The sequence below is a fragment of the Escherichia sp. WS1118 genome (assembly GCF_046487695.1).
Classification (GTDB): Bacteria; Pseudomonadota; Gammaproteobacteria; order Enterobacterales; family Enterobacteriaceae; genus Escherichia; species Escherichia coli.
In genome coordinates this window covers 111,829-134,487 of record NZ_JBJQIZ010000006.1, presented here as the reverse complement: position 1 = coordinate 134,487, position 22,659 = coordinate 111,829, and the positions used below count along the sequence as shown (strand labels likewise).

Annotated in this window: 18 protein-coding genes and 1 tRNA gene; 8 read left to right on the top strand and 11 right to left on the bottom strand. The window is 51.0% G+C overall.

What is annotated here, in order from left to right:
• Nucleotides 1–22 precede the first annotated feature (22 nt).
• From rpoZ to recG, 4 genes are read left to right on the top strand one after another with little or no spacing between them, the layout of a single operon-like run.
• Nucleotides 23–298: a DNA-directed RNA polymerase subunit omega gene (rpoZ, locus tag ACJHYO_RS12600; RefSeq protein ID WP_000135058.1), complete on the top strand. Its 276-nt coding sequence runs from the start codon at nt 23–25 to the stop codon at nt 296–298.
• Between the two features lie 18 nt (nt 299–316).
• Complete coding sequence (gene spoT, locus ACJHYO_RS12595) at nt 317–2,425, top strand: bifunctional GTP diphosphokinase/guanosine-3',5'-bis pyrophosphate 3'-pyrophosphohydrolase (protein WP_000280473.1); 2,109 nt, start codon at nt 317–319, stop codon at nt 2,423–2,425.
• Nucleotides 2,426–2,431: 6 nt separating this feature from the next.
• Entirely contained in the window at nt 2,432–3,121 is a 690-nt protein-coding gene (trmH, locus tag ACJHYO_RS12590; protein WP_096949706.1) for a tRNA (guanosine(18)-2'-O)-methyltransferase TrmH, read from the top strand.
• A gap of 5 nt (nt 3,122–3,126) precedes the next feature.
• Nucleotides 3,127–5,208 (top strand): ATP-dependent DNA helicase RecG, encoded by a 2,082-nt coding sequence (recG, locus tag ACJHYO_RS12585; RefSeq protein ID WP_000678407.1) that lies wholly within the window; start codon nt 3,127–3,129, stop codon nt 5,206–5,208.
• Between the two features lie 33 nt (nt 5,209–5,241).
• On the opposite strand, the gene gltS is transcribed toward recG, so the two are convergent.
• Entirely contained in the window at nt 5,242–6,447 is a 1,206-nt protein-coding gene (gene gltS / locus ACJHYO_RS12580; RefSeq protein WP_000468827.1) for a sodium/glutamate symporter, read from the bottom strand.
• Nucleotides 6,448–6,726: 279 nt separating this feature from the next.
• Between gltS and xanP the strand changes: the two genes are divergently transcribed.
• Nucleotides 6,727–8,118: a xanthine/proton symporter XanP gene (gene xanP / locus ACJHYO_RS12575; RefSeq protein ID WP_012601796.1), complete on the top strand. Its 1,392-nt coding sequence runs from the start codon at nt 6,727–6,729 to the stop codon at nt 8,116–8,118.
• A 120-nt stretch (nt 8,119–8,238) separates the two neighbouring features.
• On the top strand, nt 8,239–9,948 hold the full coding sequence (locus ACJHYO_RS12570) for an AsmA family protein (protein ID WP_085455600.1): 1,710 nt from the start codon (nt 8,239–8,241) through the stop codon (nt 9,946–9,948).
• 43 nt (nt 9,949–9,991) lie between these two features.
• Here the strand turns inward: ACJHYO_RS12570 and ACJHYO_RS12565 are convergent, their stop codons facing one another.
• The 10 genes from ACJHYO_RS12565 to ACJHYO_RS12520 form a co-directional block, all read right to left on the bottom strand.
• Complete coding sequence (locus ACJHYO_RS12565) at nt 9,992–10,672, bottom strand: D-lyxose/D-mannose family sugar isomerase (RefSeq protein WP_001297961.1); 681 nt, start codon at nt 10,670–10,672, stop codon at nt 9,992–9,994.
• Nucleotides 10,653–11,585 carry an ROK family protein gene (locus ACJHYO_RS12560; RefSeq protein ID WP_085455601.1) on the bottom strand — a complete coding sequence of 311 codons (933 nt, stop codon included), beginning with the start codon at nt 11,583–11,585 and terminating at the stop codon, nt 10,653–10,655. The genes ACJHYO_RS12565 and ACJHYO_RS12560 overlap by 20 nt, the downstream gene beginning before the upstream one ends.
• Nucleotides 11,586–11,632: 47 nt before the next feature.
• Nucleotides 11,633–12,493, bottom strand: coding sequence for a ketose-bisphosphate aldolase (locus ACJHYO_RS12555; protein WP_000961378.1), 861 nt, complete (start codon nt 12,491–12,493; stop codon nt 11,633–11,635).
• A gap of 80 nt (nt 12,494–12,573) precedes the next feature.
• Nucleotides 12,574–13,425, bottom strand: coding sequence for a class II fructose-bisphosphate aldolase (locus tag ACJHYO_RS12550; protein ID WP_000457132.1), 852 nt, complete (start codon nt 13,423–13,425; stop codon nt 12,574–12,576).
• A gap of 11 nt (nt 13,426–13,436) precedes the next feature.
• Nucleotides 13,437–14,528, bottom strand: a complete 1,092-nt coding sequence (locus ACJHYO_RS12545; RefSeq protein ID WP_000654324.1) for a PTS fructose transporter subunit IIC — start codon at nt 14,526–14,528, stop codon at nt 13,437–13,439.
• 24 nt (nt 14,529–14,552) lie between these two features.
• Complete coding sequence (locus ACJHYO_RS12540; RefSeq protein ID WP_001028073.1) at nt 14,553–14,867, bottom strand: PTS fructose transporter subunit IIB; 315 nt, start codon at nt 14,865–14,867, stop codon at nt 14,553–14,555.
• A gap of 17 nt (nt 14,868–14,884) precedes the next feature.
• Nucleotides 14,885–15,355, bottom strand: coding sequence for a PTS sugar transporter subunit IIA (locus ACJHYO_RS12535; RefSeq protein WP_000355546.1), 471 nt, complete (start codon nt 15,353–15,355; stop codon nt 14,885–14,887).
• Nucleotides 15,356–15,381: 26 nt separating this feature from the next.
• Nucleotides 15,382–16,935, bottom strand: coding sequence for a BglG family transcription antiterminator (locus ACJHYO_RS12530; RefSeq protein ID WP_001314234.1), 1,554 nt, complete (start codon nt 16,933–16,935; stop codon nt 15,382–15,384).
• 294 nt (nt 16,936–17,229) lie between these two features.
• The gene (gene yicI, locus ACJHYO_RS12525; RefSeq protein WP_000702873.1) at nt 17,230–19,548 is read right to left on the bottom strand and encodes an alpha-xylosidase; all 2,319 of its coding nucleotides are present in this window, start codon (nt 19,546–19,548) and stop codon (nt 17,230–17,232) included.
• Nucleotides 19,549–19,557: 9 nt separating this feature from the next.
• Entirely contained in the window at nt 19,558–20,940 is a 1,383-nt protein-coding gene (locus ACJHYO_RS12520) for a glycoside-pentoside-hexuronide family transporter (protein ID WP_000834420.1), read from the bottom strand.
• 292 nt (nt 20,941–21,232) lie between these two features.
• On the opposite strand from ACJHYO_RS12520, the gene ACJHYO_RS12515 reads away from it, so the two are divergent.
• Both ACJHYO_RS12515 and ACJHYO_RS12510 read left to right on the top strand, forming a co-directional pair.
• Nucleotides 21,233–21,327: transfer RNA gene (locus ACJHYO_RS12515), tRNA-Sec, on the top strand.
• Nucleotides 21,328–21,489: 162 nt separating this feature from the next.
• Nucleotides 21,490–22,653, top strand: a complete 1,164-nt coding sequence (locus ACJHYO_RS12510; RefSeq protein WP_001218976.1) for a tyrosine-type recombinase/integrase — start codon at nt 21,490–21,492, stop codon at nt 22,651–22,653.
• Nucleotides 22,654–22,659 lie beyond the last annotated feature (6 nt).

The window sequence follows — 22,659 nt, the reverse complement described above, 5'->3', positions numbered from 1 at the left end:
TCACCTGTGGAGCTTTTTAAGTATGGCACGCGTAACTGTTCAGGACGCTGTAGAGAAAATTGGTAACCGTTTTGACCTGGTACTGGTCGCCGCGCGTCGCGCTCGTCAGATGCAGGTAGGCGGAAAGGATCCGCTGGTACCGGAAGAAAACGATAAAACCACTGTAATCGCGCTGCGCGAAATCGAAGAAGGTCTGATCAACAACCAGATCCTCGACGTTCGCGAACGCCAGGAACAGCAAGAGCAGGAAGCCGCTGAATTACAAGCCGTTACCGCTATTGCTGAAGGTCGTCGTTAATCACAAAGCGGGTCGCCCTTGTATCTGTTTGAAAGCCTGAATCAGCTGATTCAAAACTACCTGCCGGAAGACCAAATCAAGCGTCTGCGGCAGGCGTATCTCGTTGCACGTGATGCTCACGAGGGGCAAACACGTTCAAGCGGTGAACCCTATATCACGCACCCGGTGGCGGTTGCCTGCATTCTGGCCGAGATGAAACTCGACTATGAAACGCTGATGGCGGCGCTGCTGCATGATGTGATTGAAGATACACCCGCCACCTACCAGGACATGGAGCAGCTTTTTGGTAAAAGCGTCGCCGAGCTGGTAGAGGGGGTGTCGAAACTTGATAAACTCAAGTTCCGCGATAAGAAAGAGGCGCAGGCCGAAAACTTTCGCAAGATGATTATGGCGATGGTGCAGGATATCCGCGTCATTCTCATCAAACTTGCCGACCGTACCCACAACATGCGCACGCTGGGCTCACTTCGCCCGGACAAACGTCGCCGCATCGCCCGTGAAACTCTCGAAATTTACAGTCCGCTGGCGCACCGTTTAGGTATCCACCACATTAAAACCGAACTCGAAGAGCTGGGTTTTGAGGCGCTGTATCCCAACCGTTATCGCGTAATCAAAGAAGTGGTGAAAGCCGCGCGCGGCAACCGTAAAGAGATGATCCAGAAGATTCTTTCTGAAATCGAAGGGCGTTTGCAGGAAGCGGGAATACCGTGCCGCGTCAGTGGTCGCGAAAAGCATCTTTATTCGATTTACTGCAAAATGGTGCTCAAAGAGCAGCGTTTTCACTCAATCATGGACATCTACGCTTTCCGCGTGATCGTCAATGATTCTGACACCTGTTATCGCGTGCTGGGCCAGATGCACAGCCTGTACAAGCCGCGTCCGGGCCGCGTGAAAGACTATATCGCCATTCCAAAAGCGAACGGCTATCAGTCTTTGCACACCTCGATGATTGGCCCGCACGGCGTGCCGGTTGAGGTCCAGATCCGTACCGAAGATATGGATCAGATGGCGGAGATGGGTGTTGCCGCGCACTGGGCTTATAAAGAGCACGGCGAAACCAGCACTACCGCGCAAATACGCGCCCAGCGCTGGATGCAAAGCCTGCTGGAGCTGCAACAGAGTGCCGGTAGCTCGTTTGAATTTATCGAGAGCGTTAAATCCGATCTCTTCCCGGATGAGATTTACGTTTTCACACCAGAAGGGCGCATTGTCGAACTGCCTGCCGGTGCAACGCCCGTCGACTTCGCTTATGCGGTGCATACCGATATCGGCCATGCCTGCGTGGGCGCACGCGTCGACCGCCAGCCTTACCCGCTGTCGCAGCCGCTTACTAGCGGTCAAACCGTTGAAATCATTACCGCACCGGGTGCTCGCCCGAATGCCGCGTGGCTGAACTTTGTCGTCAGCTCGAAAGCGCGCGCCAAAATTCGTCAGTTGCTGAAAAACCTCAAGCGTGATGATTCTGTAAGCCTGGGCCGTCGTCTGCTCAACCATGCGTTGGGTGGTAGCCGTAAGCTCAATGAAATCCCGCAGGAAAATATTCAGCGCGAGCTGGACCGCATGAAGCTGGCAACGCTTGACGATCTGCTGGCAGAAATAGGCCTTGGTAACGCAATGAGCGTGGTGGTCGCGAAAAATCTGCAACATGGGGACGCCTCCATTCCACCGGCAACCCAAAGTCACGGACATCTGCCCATTAAAGGTGCCGATGGCGTGCTGATCACCTTTGCGAAATGCTGCCGCCCAATTCCTGGCGACCCGATTATCGCCCACGTCAGCCCCGGTAAAGGTCTGGTGATCCACCATGAATCCTGCCGTAACATCCGTGGCTACCAGAAAGAGCCAGAGAAGTTTATGGCTGTTGAATGGGATAAAGAGACGGCGCAGGAATTCATCACCGAAATCAAGGTGGAGATGTTCAATCATCAGGGCGCGCTGGCAAACCTGACGGCGGCAATTAACACCACGACCTCGAATATTCAAAGTTTGAATACGGAAGAGAAAGATGGTCGCGTCTATAGCGCCTTTATTCGTCTGACCGCCCGTGACCGTGTGCATCTGGCGAATATCATGCGCAAAATCCGCGTGATGCCAGACGTGATTAAAGTCACCCGAAACCGAAATTAATGTTTTATGAACCCAACACGTTATGCACGCATCTGCGAAATGCTCGCCAAGCGGCAGCCTGATCTGACCGTCTGCATGGAGCAGGTCCACAAACCTCATAACGTTTCTGCGATTATTCGTACCGCAGATGCCGTTGGCGTACATGAAGTTCATGCTGTCTGGCCTGGCAGCCGGATGCGCACCATGGCTTCGGCAGCTGCGGGTAGTAACAGCTGGGTACAGGTGAAAACGCACCGCACCATTGGCGATGCCGTCGCTCATCTGAAAGGCCAGGGCATGCAGATTCTGGCAACCCATCTTTCTGATAACGCTGTTGATTTCCGCGAAATTGATTACACTCGCCCGACCTGTATTTTGATGGGACAGGAGAAAACGGGCATCACGCAGGAAGCGTTGGCCCTGGCGGATCAGGATATCATCATTCCGATGATCGGCATGGTGCAGTCGCTGAATGTTTCCGTTGCCTCAGCCCTCATTCTTTACGAAGCCCAGCGCCAGCGGCAAAATGCGGGCATGTACCTGCGTGAAAACAGCATGTTGCCGGAAGCCGAGCAACAACGCCTGCTGTTTGAAGGCGGCTATCCGGTGCTGGCGAAAGTCGCAAAACGCAAAGGTCTGCCCTACCCCCACGTTAATCAGCAAGGCGAGATTGAAGCCGATGCTGACTGGTGGTCCACCATGCAGGCCGCAGGGTAAGCGCGATGAAAGGTCGCCTGTTAGATGCTGTCCCGCTCAGTTCCCTAACGGGCGTTGGCGCAGCGCTTAGTAACAAGCTGGCGAAAATCAACCTGCATACCGTACAGGATTTGCTCTTACACCTTCCTCTGCGCTACGAAGATCGCACACATCTCTACCCCATCGGTGAACTACTGCCGGGTGTTTATGCCACGGTGGAAGGCGAAGTGCTGAACTGCAATATCTCCTTCGGCGGTCGGCGGATGATGACCTGCCAGATCAGCGACGGTTCCGGCATTCTCACTATGCGCTTTTTCAACTTCAATGCGGCAATGAAAAATAGCCTGGCGACAGGCCGCCGCGTGCTGGCCTATGGCGAAGCAAAGCGCGGCAAATATGGTGCGGAGATGATCCACCCGGAATACCGCGTACAGGGCGATCTCAGCACGCCAGAGTTACAGGAAACGCTCACACCGGTTTATCCAACTACGGAAGGCGTAAAGCAGGCTACGCTGCGTAAATTAACCGACCAGGCGCTGGATCTGCTCGACACATGCGCCATTGAAGAACTCCTGCCGCCGGAACTGTCACAAGGAATGATGACGCTACCGGAAGCGTTGCGCACTTTGCACCGCCCGCCGCCGACGCTACAGCTTAGCGATCTCGAAACCGGGCAGCATCCGGCACAACGCCGGCTGATTCTCGAAGAGTTGCTGGCGCACAACCTCAGCATGTTGGCGTTACGTGCCGGTGCACAACGTTTTCATGCTCAGCCGCTGAGCGCCAATGACGCGCTGAAAAATAAACTCCTCGCCGCCTTACCGTTCAAGCCAACGGGCGCACAGGCACGCGTAGTGGCGGAGATCGAGCGCGATATGGCGCTGGATGTGCCGATGATGCGTCTGGTGCAGGGCGATGTAGGTTCCGGTAAAACGCTGGTCGCCGCCCTCGCCGCGTTGCGTGCGGTTGCCCACGGCAAACAGGTGGCACTGATGGCACCAACCGAATTACTCGCCGAGCAGCACGCCAATAACTTCCGTAACTGGTTTGCACCGCTCGGTATCGAAGTAGGCTGGCTCGCCGGAAAACAGAAAGGTAAAGCACGACTGGCTCAGCAAGAAGCCATCGCCAGCGGTCAGGTGCAGATGATTGTTGGTACGCACGCCATTTTCCAGGAACAGGTGCAGTTTAACGGCCTGGCGCTGGTGATTATCGACGAACAGCATCGTTTTGGCGTACATCAGCGTCTGGCGTTATGGGAGAAAGGCCAGCAGCAGGGCTTCCATCCGCATCAGTTGATCATGACCGCCACGCCCATCCCCCGCACGCTGGCGATGACTGCGTATGCCGATCTCGATACCTCGGTGATAGATGAGCTGCCACCAGGCCGCACGCCAGTGACTACGGTCGCTATTCCTGATACCCGCCGTATCGATATCATTGACCGCGTGCGCCACGCCTGTATGACTGAAGGGCGTCAGGCGTACTGGGTTTGTACGTTGATTGAAGAGTCGGAATTACTGGAAGCGCAGGCGGCGGAAGCGACCTGGGAAGAGTTGAAACTGGCGCTACCAGAGTTGAATGTTGGCCTGGTTCACGGACGGATGAAACCCGCCGAGAAACAGGCGGTGATGACATCGTTTAAACAAGGCGAGCTACACCTGCTGGTTGCCACTACTGTCATTGAAGTCGGTGTTGATGTACCCAATGCCAGTCTGATGATTATCGAAAACCCGGAGCGTCTGGGTCTGGCGCAGTTACACCAGTTACGTGGCCGCGTGGGTCGTGGCGCGGTGGCCTCTCACTGCGTGCTGCTCTACAAAACGCCGCTCTCCAAAACCGCGCAAATCCGCCTGCAGGTACTACGCGACAGCAACGATGGTTTTGTGATTGCACAGAAAGATCTGGAGATTCGCGGCCCTGGCGAATTGTTAGGTACACGTCAGACGGGGAATGCTGAATTTAAAGTGGCGAATTTACTGCGCGATCAGGCGATGATCCCGGAAGTTCAGCGCCTGGCGCGACATATTCACGAACGTTACCCACAACAGGCAAAAGCCCTGATAGAACGCTGGATGCCAGAAACAGAACGCTACTCGAATGCGTAAAAGGCGGCGGTGAGAAGACCGCCGCTTCATCGGTTAACCCGTAAAAATCGGCAACATCAAATACAGCTTAATCACCAGCGCATTGACGATATCGATAAAGAACGCACCGACCATCGGCACGACCAGGAACGCCATGTGCGACGGGCCAAAGCGTTCAGTGATCGCCTGCATGTTGGCGATTGCCGTTGGCGTTGCACCGAGGCCAAAACCACAGTGACCCGCAGCCAGCACTGCCGCATCGTAGTTTTTGCCCATCATGCGCCAGGTAACGAAGATGGCATACAACGCCATGAAGATGGTCTGTACCACCAGAATCGCCAGCATCGGCAACGCCAGCGAAGCCAGCTCCCACAGTTTCAGCCCCATCAGCGCCATCGCCAGGAACAACGACAGGCTTACGTTACCCAGCACGGATACCGCTCGCTCAAAGACGCGGTAAAAGCCCATCATTGACAGACCGTTGCTCAGAATCACGCCAACAAATAGTACACAGACGAAGGTCGGTAGTTCAAAAGCAGTACCAGCCAAAAGTTGCGCAACAATTTTCCCCACCGTCAGGCAGATAGCAATCAGCGCGATAGTTTCAATCAGCACCAGCGAGGTGATCATGCGGCCCACATCCGGCTTTTCGAACGCAGTCGGAACTTCCTGGTCATCCGGAATACCGTTCGGTGTGGTGGAGTGTTTCACCAGATAGCGCGCCACCGGACCGCCAATCAAGCCGCCCAGCACCAAACCGAACGTTGCACAGGCCATCGCCACTTCTGTCGCGTTGGTGAAGCCATAACGTTCAATGAACAATTTACTCCATGCAGCACCCGTACCGTGACCGCCGGAAAGCGTAATAGAACCGGCCAGCAGCCCCATCAGCGGATCAAGCCCTAACAGGCTAGCCATACCAATGCCAATGGCATTTTGCATCACCAACAGGCCAACAACCACAATCAGGAAAACCCCCACCACACGCCCACCAGCTCGCAGACTGGCAAGGTTGGCGTTCAGGCCAATGGTGGCGAAGAAAGCCAGCATCAACGGATCGCGCAGGGACATATCAAAGTTGACTTCCCAGCCCATGCTTTTTTTCAGTATCAGCAGCGCCAGCGCCACTAATAAACCACCCGCAACAGGTTCCGGTATGGTGTATTTTTTCAAAAAGGAGACGGAATGGACCAACTTGCGCCCGAGCAGCAACGTCAGCGTTGCGGCAACAAGCGTTGCTAAAGTATCGAGATGAAACATAGTTACTCCTTTGTGTCCGCATCACTCTTTCATACTCGTCATACTTCATCGCGCATTTGCAGTAAGGCGAAATATGACGAGTATCGAGTCATGCTTTCCTGGTTCGAATTCTTAGCTGAAACTAGAAAAATGGCATGGATTTTAAGCAGAAAACAACTAAAAGTTATATAAAAAAGTACATTTATCTCATTTAAATATTTAGATGAGGATGTGGCAAACGTTTGCTTTTCTCTTTCGGTCAGCTAAAATGCCCGCTTTGCTACCACGGGATTGTTTTCGATGTCTGTTTCCACCCTCGAGTCAGAAAATGCGCAACCGGTTGCGCAGACTCAAAACAGCGAACTGATTTACCGTCTTGAAGATCGTCCGCCGCTTCCTCAAACCCTGTTTGCCGCCTGTCAGCATTTGCTGGCGATGTTCGTTGCGGTGATCACGCCAGCGCTATTAATCTGCCAGGCGCTGGGTTTACCGGCACAAGACACGCAACACATTATTAGTATGTCGCTGTTTGCCTCCGGTGTGGCATCGATTATTCAAATTAAGGCCTGGGGTCCGGTTGGCTCCGGGTTGTTGTCTATTCAGGGCACCAGCTTCAACTTTGTTGCTCCGCTGATTATGGGCGGCACAGCGCTGAAGACCGGTGGTGCTGATGTTCCTACCATGATGGCAGCTTTGTTCGGCACGTTGATGCTGGCAAGTTGTACCGAGATGGTGATCTCCCGCGTTCTGCATCTGGCGCGCCGCATTATTACGCCACTGGTTTCTGGCGTTGTGGTGATGATTATCGGCCTGTCGCTAATTCAGGTTGGACTGACCTCCATTGGCGGCGGTTACGCAGCCATGAGCGATAACACCTTCGGCGCACCGAAAAATCTGCTGCTGGCAGGCGTGGTCTTAGCCTTAATTATCCTGCTTAACCGTCAACGTAACCCTTACTTACGCGTGGCCTCACTGGTCATTGCGATGGCGGCCGGATATGCGCTGGCGTGGTTTATGGGCATGTTGCCAGAAAGCAACGAACCGAGGACACAAGAACTGATTATGGTGCCAACGCCGCTCTATTACGGTCTTGGCATTGAATGGAGTCTGCTGCTGCCGCTGATGCTGGTCTTTATGATCACTTCGCTGGAAACCATTGGCGATATCACGGCGACCTCTGACGTTTCCGAACAGCCGGTTTCCGGTCCGCTGTACATGAAACGCCTGAAAGGCGGCGTGCTGGCAAACGGCCTGAACTCGTTTGTCTCGGCGGTATTTAATACCTTCCCGAACTCCTGCTTCGGGCAGAACAACGGGGTGATCCAGTTAACCGGTGTTGCCAGCCGCTATGTCGGTTTTGTCGTCGCGCTGATGTTGATCGTGCTGGGTCTGTTCCCGGCAGTGAGCGGTTTTGTACAACACATTCCAGAACCGGTTCTGGGCGGCGCAACGCTTGTAATGTTTGGCACCATCGCCGCCTCCGGTGTGCGTATCGTTTCTCGTGAGCCGCTGAACCGCCGGGCAATTCTGATTATCGCGCTGTCGCTGGCGGTCGGTCTGGGCGTGTCTCAGCAGCCGCTGATTTTGCAGTTTGCCCCTGAATGGCTGAAAAACCTACTCTCCTCCGGGATTGCCGCGGGCGGTATTACTGCCATCGTGCTGAATCTGATTTTCCCACCAGAAAAACAGTAATTCACTGGCGGCGGTAAGATAATTACCGCCGCAGTCTCACCTCTTTCACCATTCCCGCCTTGAGGATTGCGCGTAAATCGTGCATAACTCCCTTATGTGCATTTCACGGGATGGAAGACCATGAAATTTATTGGGAAGCTGCTTCTCTACATTTTCATCGCTCTGTTAGTGGTGATCGCTGGCCTCTATTTTCTTCTGCAAACCCGCTGGGGAGCAGAACATATCAGCGCATGGGTTTCCGAGAATAGCGACTATCATCTGGCCTTCGGGGCGATGGATCACCGTTTTTCCGCGCCATCTCATATCGTGCTGGAGAACGTCACGTTTGGCCGTGATGGCCAGCCCGCGACCCTGGTAGCAAAAAGTGTCGACATTGCGCTAAGCAGTCGGCAACTGACCGAACCACGCCATGTCGATACCATCCTGCTGGAAAACGGGACGCTGAATCTCACCGACCAGACCGCGCCGCTACCGTTCAAAGCCGATCGTCTGCAACTGCGTGATATGGCGTTTAATAGCCCGAATAGCGAATGGAAACTGAGCGCGCAGCGGGTAAATGGCGGCGTGGTTCCGTGGTCACCAGAAGCCGGTAAAGTGCTGGGTACGAAGGCGCAGATTCAGTTTAGTGCCGGATCGCTTTCGCTCAATGATGTTCCTGCCACCAATGTACTGATTGAAGGCAGTATTGATAACGATCGCGTTACGCTGACTAACCTGGGTGCCGACATCGCCCGCGGGACATTAACCGGAAACGCGCAGCGTAACGCTGACGGCAGCTGGCAAGTGGAAAACCTGCGCCTGGCGGATATCCGTCTACAAAGCGAAAAATCGCTAACCGACTTCTTTGCGCCATTACGCTCTGTCCCGTCGTTGCAGATTGGTCGCCTGGAAGTCATCGATGCTCGTTTGCAAGGTCCGGACTGGGCGGTGACCGACCTCGATCTCAGCTTGCGCAACATGACCTTCAGTAAAGATGACTGGCAGACACAGGAAGGCAAACTGTCGATGAACGCCAGCGAGTTTATTTATGGCTCGCTGCATTTATTTGATCCGATTATAAACGCAGAATTTTCCCCGCAGGGCGTAGCACTGCGCCAGTTCACCAGCCGCTGGGAAGGGGGTATGGTCAGAACGTCAGGAAACTGGCAACGCGACGGGAAAACGCTGATCCTCGATGATGCGGCAATTGCCGGACTGGAATATACCTTGCCAAAAAACTGGCAACAGTTGTGGATGGAAACGACACCCGGTTGGTTAAACAGCCTGCAACTGAAGAGATTTAGCGCCAGCCGCAATCTGATCATTGATATCGACCCTGACTTCCCGTGGCAGCTCACCGCGCTCGATGGTTACGGTGCCAATCTGACGCTGGTTACCGATCATAAATGGGGCGTCTGGAGTGGCTCGGCGAATCTGAATGCCGCCGCCGCAACGTTTAATCGTGTTGATGTCCGTCGTCCGTCGCTGGCGCTAACTGCCAACAGCAGCACGGTGAATATCAGCGAACTGAGTGCATTTACTGAAAAAGGCATTCTGGAAGCCACCGCCAGTGTTTCACAAACGCCACAACGTCAGACCCATATCAGCCTGAATGGACGCGGTGTGCCGGTGAATATTTTGCAACATTGGGGATGGCCTGAATTACCGTTGACTGGCGACGGCAATATTCAGCTTACCGCCAGTGGCGATATTCAGGCCAATGTCCCGCTGAAACCTACGGTTAGCGGGCAATTGCATGCCGTGAATGCCGCAAAGCAGCAAGTGACTCAAACCATGAATGCGGGCGTAGTTTCCAGTGGTGAAGTTACGTCGACGGAGCCGGTGCAGTAAAAATAAGGACGCTAGCGGATATCAGCGCTAGCGTTCCCCGTTATTAGCGCAAAATTCCATACTCACTGCACAATAACCATTTCACCGGTTCATCTTCTTCTATCGCCGGAAAACGTCCTCCCGGCTCAAGAAAATAATTATCGTGTTGGTCATCATTTACCATCGAGATTTCCCAGCCGAGAACAAACGCTTTTTCCGCCCAGAAGCGATGATACAGACGCGGCGGCAGGCAAATGCCCTGCCCCGGCTTTAGCACCAGCGTTTCACCAGGTTTCATGGTACGCCGCTGACCATCAACACTCACGGTAATGACTCGTTGATCATCACAGAGATTGGCTTCGTTGGCCCAGGCCAACTGCATGCATAAGTCTCCACCGCCCCGATTGAGGATATCTTCCATTTTGTGGGTGTGAAAATGCCAGGGAGTCTGCTGATCTTGTTGGATCTGCAACATTTTCTCAGCATACGGTTTTGGATATGCCGCCGACCCCAGCGCGCCGTTGCGCATCGTTAGCAGTGTTAGTCCCGTTTGGTTGAAATCACCACGACCAAAATCGGTGATATCCCAACCGAGCTGTAAGTCGACCACTTCTTGCCAGTTATCCCGTTCCCGCTGCAGCCAGTCATCCACCGTAAAATAGGCGAACTCTGGCAAACAAACGCGGAAGGTCTGCGCAATGGCATGTGCTTTATCAATAACATAATTAATTTGTGAACGTTTCATTGGCTTCTCCGTTGCGCATAGCAAGCCAGGCAGCGCCACGCATTCCGCTACTGTCGCCGTGCTGTGCTTTTACAATGGGAGTGGTGAATTGATCGGTGAAAACCAGTGGAGCGACTTCTGCGTTCAGATCGGTGATAAGCAGTTCCACATTCGAAAGCCCGCCGCCGATCACAATCACGCCAGGGTCAACAACGTTAACGATGGTTGCCAGCGTGCGGGCAAGCTGTTGGCGAAAACGTGCCACCTGCTGCATGGCACAAGCATCACCACGTTGTGCCAGGGTGACAATCGCCGCAGGAGTGAGCAAGTTACCAGTCAGCTGTTGATAGCGTTCACTAAAACCGCTGCCGGAAACAAACGACTCCACGCAGTTGTGTTTGCCGCAATAGCAACTGACTGATGGACCATCTTCCTGCTCCGTATAGCCTGGCAACGTGATATGACCGCATTCGGCAGCATTTCCCCAGGCCCCTATAAACGGTCGTTGCTTGATGGCAATGCCACCGCCGCAGCCCGTACCAAGCGTAATACCAAATACCACGTCATAATCTTGCCCGGCACCGTCGCAAGCTTCTGATAGCGCGAAACAGTTACCATCATTGGCTATCACCACCGGTTGCCCAAGCAATTGCTGCAAATCAGCCTGTAACGCATGACCGTTAATCACCTGAATATTCGCGTTTTTAATCAGGCCAGTGAGTGGCGAGATACTGCCGGGTAAGGCGATCCCTGTCAGCATCGGTCGTTGAACGTCCCGCCTAATCTGCTCGATAAGCGCCACAACGCATGAGACAAATTGTTGATATGTCGACTTTTGCGTCGGGCAGCGGTAACGGCGAATCTCCCAGCCATGCGCATCCATGACAACGGCGGCGATTTTGGTCCCACCAATATCCAACCCCAGATAGTGCATATCTCGTTCCTTGTTGCGTAAAAGGCGGGTCACCCCGCCCTTCTGGCTTAGTACAGTGATGCTTTACCGAGCGAACCGAACAGTTTCATTTTGTGGCGAATGACTTCCCGCGCCGCGTTAATCGCATCCGGATAGATGACGTTCGGGTCCCACCAGCTCTCTTTAGCGAGAATTTCACGCACTTTCTGGAAATAGGCGTATTTCATATCGCTGGAGATATTGATTTTGCCGACGCCGAGCGTAACTGATTCAGCAATCTCCGCGTCCGGGTTTGCCGAACCACCGTGTAGTACCAGCGGAATATCAATACGTCCGGCAATGTCGCGCAAAATGTCCATTTGCAGCTTCGGTTGCATCCCTTTTGGATAGATGCCATGCGCTGTACCAATCGCCACAGCCAGTGTGTCGGCACCTGTACGAGCAATAAAATCGGCGGCCTGCGCCGGATCTGTGTAGGTCACTTGTGAAACACCACCTTCTACCGACGTTCCTGTTTGTCCGATGGTTCCCAGTTCACCCTCAACCGACACGCCAACCGCGTGAGCGAGGCGAACCACTTCTGCGGTCAGCGCCACGTTTTCTTCATACGGCAGCAGCGAACCGTCGATCATTACTGAGGTAAATCCGCAGCGAATCGCACGCAAAACATGCTCTACAGAGGCACCATGATCGAGGTGCAGTACAAACGGGACCGGACTACGCTGGGTAATTTCGCGAACGTGAGCGAAAAAGGCATCGCCCACAAAATCATGTTCGCTGGGATGGATGGCAATAATCGCCGGAGTATTTGTCGCTTCTGCTTCATCCACGACTGCGCGAAGGAAACAGTTATCCGCCACATTAAATGCGCCAATGGCAAAGCCGTGCTGGCGGGTAGGTTGCAGTAATTCTTTCATCGAAACTAACATGTTAAATCTCCAGTTTCAGCGTGTAGTCCGCCCTGCCGGTGCGTTATTGCACTGGCATAAAGGCCATGACAGAAAATGAATCAGGCTTTGCCGATAGAGCCGCTCGCCTGTAAATACGGTGTAATCGCTTCTTCGAAGGCCAGTTCCATAGCTTTCAGCGCGTCCACCAGTTCAATGGATATATCGTGACAGAGGGTATGCAGGAGCGCGGATTTCCCCCGTTCAAAAATGGCCGCCCCCACGTTGATTTTTGCTACCCCCAGCGTCGTACAGAGCTGGAGCTGATCGAACGGCGTACCGCTACCGCCATGTAATGCCAGAGGCACGCTCGAGCAGTGGAAAATCTCCGCCAGACGCTGAAAATCAATAGCAGGTACAACACCAGGCGCGTACATGCCGTGCGCCGTGCCTACCGAGACGGCCAGTAGATCAATGCCTGTCTGCGCGATAAACGTTTCCACATCAGTGGGTTGCGTCATCAGGTCTGCATTGGCGGCCTGGTCGTAACGCGGCGCATCTGCCAGATGGCCCAGTTCGCCTTCCACGCAGAGCTGCGCGCTGGCGGCGAGTTCCACCACCGCCCTGGTCTGGCGCACGTTTTCCTCCAGGGGAAAAGCAGAAGCATCAATCATTAATCCGCTGAAACCAGCACGAAACGCCTGACGAATACAGTCCGGATTTTTGCCATGATCAAGCGCCAGAGTGACCGGTACTGAGGCAGATTCCGCGAGCGTTTTAACCACTGCCGCCGCGACGGGTGCAGGAAAATGCGCCAGATGCCCCTGATAGAGATTGAGAATGATCGGAGCGCGATTCTTCTCCGCCACGCGGATAGCTGCGTGAGCACTTTCCAGATTCATACAGTTGATCGCCAGCAAGGCGTAATGTTCATGCCAGGCTTTCATCACCATACTTTTCATATCGGCAAACATAGGGCCTCCGGTTATTCGAGGGTGAAAGTGATCTCTTCATCTTTCAGCTTTTGATCGCTCAGTTCGTCAAACTCTTCGTCGCGTTCCGTTACCGGTTTCTTCCAGAGTGAAAGCATCACGCCACAAATCACCGTGCCTATACCCAGCGCCAGGCAAAACAGCAGAGGATGGGTGAACAGAGGCACAACAAACATGCCGCCATGCGGAACCGGACTCTCCACGCCCCACACCATGATTAAGCCGCCCGCGACCGCCGATGCCACCACACAAGATCCCACTACTCGCAGCAGGTCACGCGCGGCGATCGGAATGACTCCTTCAGTGATCATGCAGATCCCCATCGGAAACGCGGCTTTCAGCGCCTCGCGCTCCGCACGGGTATATTTATGGCGTGTCAGTAAGAACGAAAGTGTGATGCCAAACGGAGGGATGATTGAGCCGACAAATTTCACGGCTTCTGGTCCGTAGACGCCACTGACCAGCAAGCCATCGGAAAACAGCGACATGGTTTTGTTGACCGGACCACCGAAATCGAAGGTTGCCATCGCGCCAAGTATGGCCCCCATCAGGAAGCGCGATCCGCCCTGCATCGACTCGAGCAAATGAATCAGTGCTTCTTGTAACCAGGCGATGGGTTTACCAATCAGCGTCATCATTAACAGCCCACCGATAATGGTGCTTAATACCGGCAACACCATGATTGGCATGAGTCCTTGCATCGACTGCGGCAGGCGGATATAGCGTTTAAGTAGCAAAATGGTGTAGCCCACCAGGAAACCACCCAACATACCGCCAATAAATCCGGTATGGATTTGCCCGCAGAGAAAGCCGACAATCAGGCCCGGGGCAAATCCGGGACGATCGGCAATAGAATAGGCAATTGCCGCGCTAATCAGCGGCACAATCAGCCCCATTCCCCAGCCGCCAATCTGATTAAGCATCCACGGGATTGTTCCTGTTTTTTCACCAACATCTGTACCGCCAAGAACTTGCCCCAACGCAATACATATCCCGGCGGCCACAATAAGGGGTATCATCCACGAGATGCCGGTTAATAAATGTTTTTTAATTTCCTGTGAAACCGGAATTTTATTGTCTTTCATATTAAGATCCCTCCAGTATAAGGATCATTTGTTTCCCAGTGATTTTTCGACCTTTTCAAGAAATTGAACGGGCGATTTAATGACGATCTCTGTCTTTACTCGCACAATACGTTTATTGGTGAAGCGTTCTTCTCCTTTTATTTTCACATCTACAGCAAGAATCACGACGTCAGCAGCAGAGATATCTGCCGCCTGTAATTCATTTTCTGTACCAATGGTTCCCTGGGTTTCAACTTTAATGGTATGGCCCAGAGCTTTTGCTCCTTTGATTAACTTTTCACGAGCAATATAGGTATGAGCAATACCCGCCGTACAGGCGGCAACACAGACAATATTCATGACATACTCCCTGTTATTTAGCAGACATCGGATTGTGCATACTGACTAAAGAGATCAATGATTTTTTGCGGACTCGTCTCAACTAACAATTGTTCTATGATGTCATCATCCGCCAGCGCGCCCGCGACCTGGGAAAGTAAACGGATATGGGTGGTATTTTGATCTTCAAGACGTACCGCAAATAAAATAATACAGCGCACGCTACTGCCATCCAGCGTTTCCCAGGGAATATCCTGGCGGGTACGGCCAATTGCCAGCGTAGTATTAATCACAGCTGAAGATTTACCATGCGGGATCGCAATATGATTTTCAAAACCAGTCGAGCCTTCCGCTTCGCGCTGCCAGACATCTTTAATAAAGGTTTCCCGACAATCGATCGCACCATCTTTTTTGAGAAGATTAGTTAATTCTTCAATCGCCTCCGCTTTATTCGTCGCTTGCATATCTAAAATAACGCGATTCGTATTCAGGATTTTTGTTATGTCCATTCGTCATACCTCATAAAATTCTGACATTAAATTTCAACGACCCGAGACGTCGCATGATGTAATTTTTCCGTAATCACCATTTCAGTGACCCGCTTAATATCGGCATCATTAAAAAAAGCGGTAACATAAGCGACCGGCATAGTGACTGTAGGCAAATTAATGGTCGAAATAATCAGTTCGATATTGTCAGGCAAAACCTGTGATAAATTCGCTGCTGAAATAACATCAACAATCGTCCATTCAGGAAATGCTCGCAGAATACGGCTTTTCAGTAGATGCGAAGTTCCGATTCCGGTTGAACAGACCAGTAATACACGTTTACGGGCAATTTGCCGCTCCATCGCAGCCTGAAAATGAACGGTCAGGTAACCCACTTCATCCTCGCTCACTGCATTCTCACCCCAGGTTTTAAATACCTGATTCACCACATATTGCGTCAACCGCCAGACATCCGCTAATTCTGCTTTAATATCTTCCAGCAATGGATTACGGATATGAATGCGATAATTTAGACGGTTAATCAGCGGCTTAATATGCACCAATAAGCCATCATATAATGCGCTGTCTTCACTAAAATCGCAGTCCACGATGTCACTGAATACCGTAATTAAACGCCAGGTAATCAGACGCGCTTCATTGCTGGCCTGCATATGTGAAATAATGCTAACATCTTTTTGTCCATCAATCGCCACACCTGATGAAATGATATATTGATAAATAAACCAGACTTCATCATCGGGCAATGTATGTGCAATTCGTTGTTCTATCTTATGAATCATCTGACTGGCAACATTAAAGATATTTTCATCATATTGTCTGGTTTGATCTTCTTCTCTTGATAACGCATTCCCGTGCGTGTTGCGATACATCATAATAAGGATGTGAGTAAAAATGTTAACGTAATAAGGTTCTCCCAAAGACCAACTTAATTCATTTTCCATATCCAGTAACAATGACTGGACAAATAACACCTCTTCTTCTCCAAAATAATGGACTAATGCTTTATAGCTTCCGGGATCCAGACGTGAATACACGACACCTTGCGGCTCATTATGGTTAATAATGCCGTTAATCAGTAATGCCATTGCCTGTCGGACTTGCCCTTCACTACCTTCAATATGCGTACCACTTGGACTGCGGATCAACGATAACCCCAACGGCGCAAGCCAGGACTCAATTACTCTCAGGTCATTAACAATAGAGGCTCCGCTGATAAAGTAGCGTTCTGACAATTTACTGATCGACGTTTCATTCGGTGTTTCACTTAATAACTGCGACGCTATTTTAACGCGCCTGGCATTATTCATTACACCATCAATCTCTTCACATTCTGCCACCAACAAATGATCAAGATGCAGCAAATCAGCAATATTCTCCGCACTTAACATCACACCCGCGCCAGCACGCTTCTCAACATTTATTCTCCATTGTCCCAGCCATTGCTCAAGTAAACGTAAATCACGTTGAATGGTTTTTTCCGAAACATTTAAATAGCCGGCAATCGTAACAATAGTCGTATATTCCCTTCGAGGTAAAAGGAATCGTAATAATCTGTTTTGTCGCGAGGTAATCATTTGCATTTTTTACCCTTATCACAGATTAAGAAGCCCCATATGGAAGAGCTTCAGTTGCCATCTCTGAGGGTAAATATAAAGCAGAATAATTTCACAACAATACTAAAATCTGTCCGTAATCCGGACAGTGATAAAACAAAGCAAGGCGGTTAAGGGATATTTTTCAGCACAGATCACATTTTCGTGATGAATAATCGTGATCATGCTCGCAAATACGATGGAAGAAATATTTATTACCAGATGTGAGATTATTTACCGGATACGACACAAAACCATTCGTATCCGGCATTCTTCAATAGATTACAACGTAATTGTCAGCGCATTCCCTTGAGGAGTCACCACCAGTCCCTGCTCACTTTCAGCCTGCGAACCGCCTTGCAGACCATTTACTTTCACAATATTGCGCAAGCACAGTGTCCAGTTCTTCGCCTCGCCCGTACCAGTCACAGTAATCGTGTTGCCAGTACGTGCTGCTTTTAAAGTAAAGATCACCGAACCGTCAGCATCGGGCACTTCACAGACGGCTTCATGCCCGTCTTGCAGATTAAAGAGGTGGAATGCCGTACCTTCGTGCCACGCGTAATCGGGACGTTGATCGTTGTTGCCCAGCGCCAGTAGGGTGCTATCACGCACATAAACGGGCAGACTCAGGAAGCTGTGCTGCTGTTTATGCCAGCGACTACCGTCGAGTTCATCGTTGTGCCACAGGTGTGTCCAGCGACCTTCCGGCAGGTAGAACTGCACATCGCCCGCTTCTGTGAACACAGGCGCAACCATCACGTTGTCGCCTAACATATATTGACGGTCAAGGTAATCACAAGCCGGATCGTCCGGGAACTCCATCATCATGGCCCGCATCATCGGCGTACCCCGGGCGTTTGCACGTGCAGCTTCACGATACAGATACGGCATCATGCGGCATTTCAGTTGCGTGAAGAAGCGCACCACATCACAGGACTCATCATCGTAGGCCCACGGCACACGATAAGATTTGCTGCCATGTAAACGGCTATGGCTGGAAAGCAAACCAAACGCGCACCAGCGTTTGTAAACGTGCGCCGGAGCGGTATTTTCAAAGCCGCCGATATCGTGGCTCCAGAAGCCAAAACCTGAAAGGCCAATAGACAAACCACCGCGCAGGCTTTCCGCCATTGATTCGTAGTTAGCGTAACAGTCGCCACCCCAGTGTACCGGAAATTTCTGCGCACCAACGGAGGCCGAGCGGGCAAACAAGACGGCTTCTTCCTCACCAACGGTGTCCTTGAGCACGTTCCACACCAGTTCGTTGTAGATGTACGCATAATGGTTATGCATTTTCTGCGGATCGGAACCATCAAACCACTGAACATCGGTTGGAATACGTTCGCCAAAGTCGGTCTTAAAGCAATCAACGCCCATCGCGACCAGACCTTTCAGTTTGTCGGCGTACCATTTGCAGGCATCCGGATTGGTAAAGTCATAAATCGCCAGACCTGGCTGCCATTTATCCCACTGCCACAGCGAACCGTCCGGGCGTTTGAGTAAATAACCTTTCTCTTGTAACTCTTTAAAGACGGGGGATTTTTGCCCAATATAGGGGTTAATCCAGACGCAGATTTTCAGCCCTTTCGCTTTCAGACGGCGGATCATCCCCTCCGGGTCCGGAAAAGTCAGCGGGTCCCACTCAAAATCGCACCACTGGAAGGCTTTCATCCAGAAACAGTCAAAGTGGAAAACATGCAGCGGCAGATTGCGTTCCGCCATACCATCGATAAAGCTGTTTACCGTCGCTTCGTCGTAGTTGGTGGTAAATGAAGTGGTTAGCCACAGACCGAAGGACCACGCGGGCGGCAGCGCCGGACGGCCAGTAAAACGGGTATAACGATCAAGTACCGCTTTCGGCGTCGGGCCGTCGATAACAAAGTATTCGAGATATTCACTCTCAACGCTGAACTGTACTTTGGAGACTTTCTCTGCTCCCACTTCAAAAGAGACGCATTGAGGATGATTGACCAGTACCCCATAACCACGGTTAGTCATATAAAACGGGATATTTTTATACGCCTGTTCAGTACTTGTGCCGCCGTCCCGGTTCCAGGTCTCTACCGTCTGGCCATTGCGCACCAGGGCAGTAAAGCGCTCTCCCAGACCGTAAACTGTTTCGCCAACGCCAAGATCCAGCCGCTCAAACATATAATTTCGTTGATTATTCGTGTCCTGCACGTAGCCGTTATTTTTCACCTGACTACCGGTAATACGTTCGCCGTTGCGCAGAAAATCCAGTGACCAGAACTCACCTTTGCTGACACGCGCACTTAAGTTGCCACTTTTAAACTCAGCGTAACGTTCTGTGTTTTCGATAGTGACCTTCACGTCCTGCAAAATATTGAGCGGGTAATGAGGACCGTTATTCAGCGCCCCCTGAAAATGCTCAATCCGTACACCGACAATACCTTCCTGTGGGGAGAAAAAGCGCAGCGTAAATAAAGACGTATCAAGCTGCCAGGTACGTTCACGCACATCACGAGGGGCAGCATAGACCACCATTTCATTACCCTGCTGTTCAACCTCGAACATCTGAAGCGGGTGAATCAAATTGAGGCCAGGTTGAATCAACCAGTTTCCGTCGCTAATTTTCATTGCCGTTCCTTAGTTCTGCACTTCTTGAGAGGTGAATTGTTGCTGGCAACGGCGTTTGCCCTGCGCCAGCTGTTCCATAACGGTTTTCAGATTGTGCGTCGTGAGCGAGTAGTAGCGTTTAGCGATAATCGCGCTCAGCAAGTAACAGATCGCCGGAACAATCGTGAATAGCGCGATAATGATGCTAATTGTGACGCTGTTCTGCGCTTTTTCTGCCGCATCATATCCGCCATAAGCCAGCATCCAGCCGATAAGGGCACCACCGAAGGCCAACCCCAGTTTGAGCACAAACAGCGTGCCAGCAAAACTGATCCCGGTCAGGCGTTTACCATTACACCACTCGCCGTAGTCGACGGTATCGGACATCATTACCCACTGGATAGGTGTCACCAGTTGATGCAACACACCAATCACGAAGATGAAGACAAACATGGTGATGCTGGCCTGCATAGGAACAAAGAACATCGCCAGGCTAATCACTGCCAGCAGGGCGTTCGTCCACCAGAAGATAGTGACTTTACATTTCCAGTCGGTCAGCGGTTTCGCCAGTGCGGAGCCAATCAGGTTACCCACGCAATAAGTGGTGAGAAAAGCGACAAACACTTCCGGCGTACCCAAAATCCATGTGACGTAATACATCATCGCCCCACCGCGTACGCACACCGCCAGGATATTGAAAATTGTCAGGAAACCGACAATACGCCACTGGTCGTTTTGCCAGATATCACGTAAATCATCCCGCATAGACGTCGTTGTAGGTGGTGCTTCAACGCGTTCTTTAGTGGTGAAGAAACAGAATGCCAGCATCATAAATGCCACCACGGAAAGGACCGCGATACCGCCCTGGAAACCGAGTGGTTTATTATCACCACCAATTAAATTAACCAGTGGCATCATCAGAACAGTAGAGAGCATGCCTCCCGCGGTCGCCAGCACAAAACGCCAGGATTGCAGCGAGATACGCTGAGTCGGGTCATTGGTGATTACACCACCCAATGCGCAGTAAGGGATATTGACGATGGTATAAAGTAAGGTAAGTAGAGTGTAAGTAATTGCTGCATAAATCATTTTTCCGTTCATACTGAGATCTGGCGTGCTATAGGCCAGTACACAGACGATCCCGAATGGCAGTGCGCCAAACAGTACCCACGGACGAAATTTACCCCAGCGAGAGCGCGTTCGATCGGCCAACAACCCCATGCAAGGATCGGAAATCGCATCCAGTGCACGAGCGACCAAAAACATGGTTCCGACAAATCCGGCAGGAATGCCAAAAATATCGGTATAAAAGAACATCATATATAACATTACGTTATCGAAAATAATGTGGCTGGCGGCGTCTCCCATGCCATAACCAATTTTCTCTTTAACGGACAACACTTCACTCTTCATCTGCTTTTCCTTGATGCTATAGGGGTGCTGAGACCGATAACGCATTTTGTAAACCATCCCTGCGAGAGCGAATATTCCGATATCTGGTTATTAATTTATGATTCTTGTTTTATGTGATCGTGGTAGCGTTAATTTCGCTCATATATCATTGTAAAATATGAGTTTTATATGAACTATAATGTTTTCGTGATAATACGCTGCGTGTATTAGGCGGAAAAAACTGATCTGGGGGATGTAGAAACTCAAGGAAGTAGCTATAATGCGCCCCGCCTCCATGTAGCAATCGAGGCGCGGAAGATCGTCGTCTCCGGTGAGGCGGCTGGACTTCAAATCCAGTTGGGGCCGCCAGCGGTCCCGGGCAGGTTCGACTCCTGTGATCTTCCGCCAAACTTCATCCAGCCAGTTCCGAGATGATCCATAAAACCCTTTATATTCAATATGATGAATAATCATCTTATCCGTAACAGTCCGAGATCGTCTCCCTAAATCCGCGAAAAATATGTATAGTAATGTGTATAGATTTTTTATAAGTAGTTTTCAGTTATACACATGGCTCTCACCGATATACAGATCAAACGTGCAAAACCACAAGACAAGCCATACACATTGAACGATGGACAAGGTCTGTCATTGCTTATCAATCCCGATGGCTCGAAAGGCTGGCGTTTCCGTTTCCGGTTTGCAGGGAAAGCGCGGTTAATGTCATTTGGCAGCTACGATTTAGTAAGCCTCGCAGAAGCACGTGAGAAGCGTGATATCGCCCGTAAGCAGGTTGCTAATGGCATTGACCCGGTAGAGGAACGCAAAGCTTTAAGACTCGCCCAAAAGCTATCAACAGAAAATTCTTTCGAAGCAATATGTCGAGAATGGCATACCAACAAAGCTGACCGCTGGACTGTGGCCTATCGAGAAGAAATCATTAAGACATTCGAGCAAGATGTCTTCCCGTTCATTGGTAAACGTCCTATCAGTGAAATCAAACCATTAGAACTGCTTGAAGTATTACGACGAATCGAAAAACGTGGAGCACTAGAGAAAACACGCAAGGTGCGTCAAAGATGCGGTGAGGTTTATCGCTATGCAATCATAACTGGCCGTGCTGAGTACAATCCTGCACCTGATTTAGCTATCGCTCTGGCCGTTCCCAAGCAAAAACACCATCCATTTTTATCCGCTGAAGAGTTGCCTCATTTTATTCGAGATCTTGAAGCGTATACCGGTAGCATCATCACCAAAAATGCTACGAAGATAGTCATGCTGACTGGTGTAAGAACGCAGGAGATGCGCTTTGCTACGTGGGAAGAAGTAGACCTCGAAAAAGGTATATGGGAGATACCAGCGGAACGTATGAAAATGCGTAGACCTCACATTGTTCCTTTATCTACTCAGGTAGTTGACCTTTTCAAACAGCTCAAACCTATTACCGGCCATTACCCTTACATCTTTATTGGCAGGAACAACCGCAGCAAGCCAATCTCAAAAGAAAGTGTTTCACAAGTGATTGAGTTAATTGGCTACAAAGGCCGTGCTACAGGTCACGGTTTTCGGCATACCATGTCGACAATATTGCACGAACAAGGGTTTGATAGCGCATGGATTGAAATACAATTGGCACATGTTGATAAAAACAGAATCCGAGGGACTTACAATCATGCTCAATATCTTGAACATAGAAAAAAAATGATGCAATGGTATTCAGATAAATTATATTGAGAGGTA

What these genes read in the sequence shown, in the direction of transcription:
- rpoZ (WP_000135058.1), top strand. Translation starts at nt 23, where the DNA reads ATGGCACGCGTAACTGTTCAGGACGCTGTAGAGAAAATTGGTAACCGT.
- trmH (WP_096949706.1), top strand. Translation starts at nt 2,432, where the DNA reads ATGAACCCAACACGTTATGCACGCATCTGCGAAATGCTCGCCAAGCGG.
- recG (WP_000678407.1), top strand. Translation starts at nt 3,127, where the DNA reads ATGAAAGGTCGCCTGTTAGATGCTGTCCCGCTCAGTTCCCTAACGGGC.
- gltS (WP_000468827.1), bottom strand. Translation starts at nt 6,447, where the DNA reads ATGTTTCATCTCGATACTTTAGCAACGCTTGTTGCCGCAACGCTGACG.
- xanP (WP_012601796.1), top strand. Translation starts at nt 6,727, where the DNA reads ATGTCTGTTTCCACCCTCGAGTCAGAAAATGCGCAACCGGTTGCGCAG.
- ACJHYO_RS12570 (WP_085455600.1), top strand. Translation starts at nt 8,239, where the DNA reads ATGAAATTTATTGGGAAGCTGCTTCTCTACATTTTCATCGCTCTGTTA.
- ACJHYO_RS12565 (WP_001297961.1), bottom strand. Translation starts at nt 10,672, where the DNA reads ATGAAACGTTCACAAATTAATTATGTTATTGATAAAGCACATGCCATT.
- ACJHYO_RS12560 (WP_085455601.1), bottom strand. Translation starts at nt 11,585, where the DNA reads ATGCACTATCTGGGGTTGGATATTGGTGGGACCAAAATCGCCGCCGTT.
- ACJHYO_RS12555 (WP_000961378.1), bottom strand. Translation starts at nt 12,493, where the DNA reads ATGTTAGTTTCGATGAAAGAATTACTGCAACCTACCCGCCAGCACGGC.
- ACJHYO_RS12550 (WP_000457132.1), bottom strand. Translation starts at nt 13,425, where the DNA reads ATGTTTGCCGATATGAAAAGTATGGTGATGAAAGCCTGGCATGAACAT.
- ACJHYO_RS12545 (WP_000654324.1), bottom strand. Translation starts at nt 14,528, where the DNA reads ATGAAAGACAATAAAATTCCGGTTTCACAGGAAATTAAAAAACATTTA.
- ACJHYO_RS12540 (WP_001028073.1), bottom strand. Translation starts at nt 14,867, where the DNA reads ATGAATATTGTCTGTGTTGCCGCCTGTACGGCGGGTATTGCTCATACC.
- ACJHYO_RS12535 (WP_000355546.1), bottom strand. Translation starts at nt 15,355, where the DNA reads ATGGACATAACAAAAATCCTGAATACGAATCGCGTTATTTTAGATATG.
- ACJHYO_RS12530 (WP_001314234.1), bottom strand. Translation starts at nt 16,935, where the DNA reads ATGCAAATGATTACCTCGCGACAAAACAGATTATTACGATTCCTTTTA.
- yicI (WP_000702873.1), bottom strand. Translation starts at nt 19,548, where the DNA reads ATGAAAATTAGCGACGGAAACTGGTTGATTCAACCTGGCCTCAATTTG.
- ACJHYO_RS12520 (WP_000834420.1), bottom strand. Translation starts at nt 20,940, where the DNA reads ATGAAGAGTGAAGTGTTGTCCGTTAAAGAGAAAATTGGTTATGGCATG.
- ACJHYO_RS12510 (WP_001218976.1), top strand. Translation starts at nt 21,490, where the DNA reads ATGGCTCTCACCGATATACAGATCAAACGTGCAAAACCACAAGACAAG.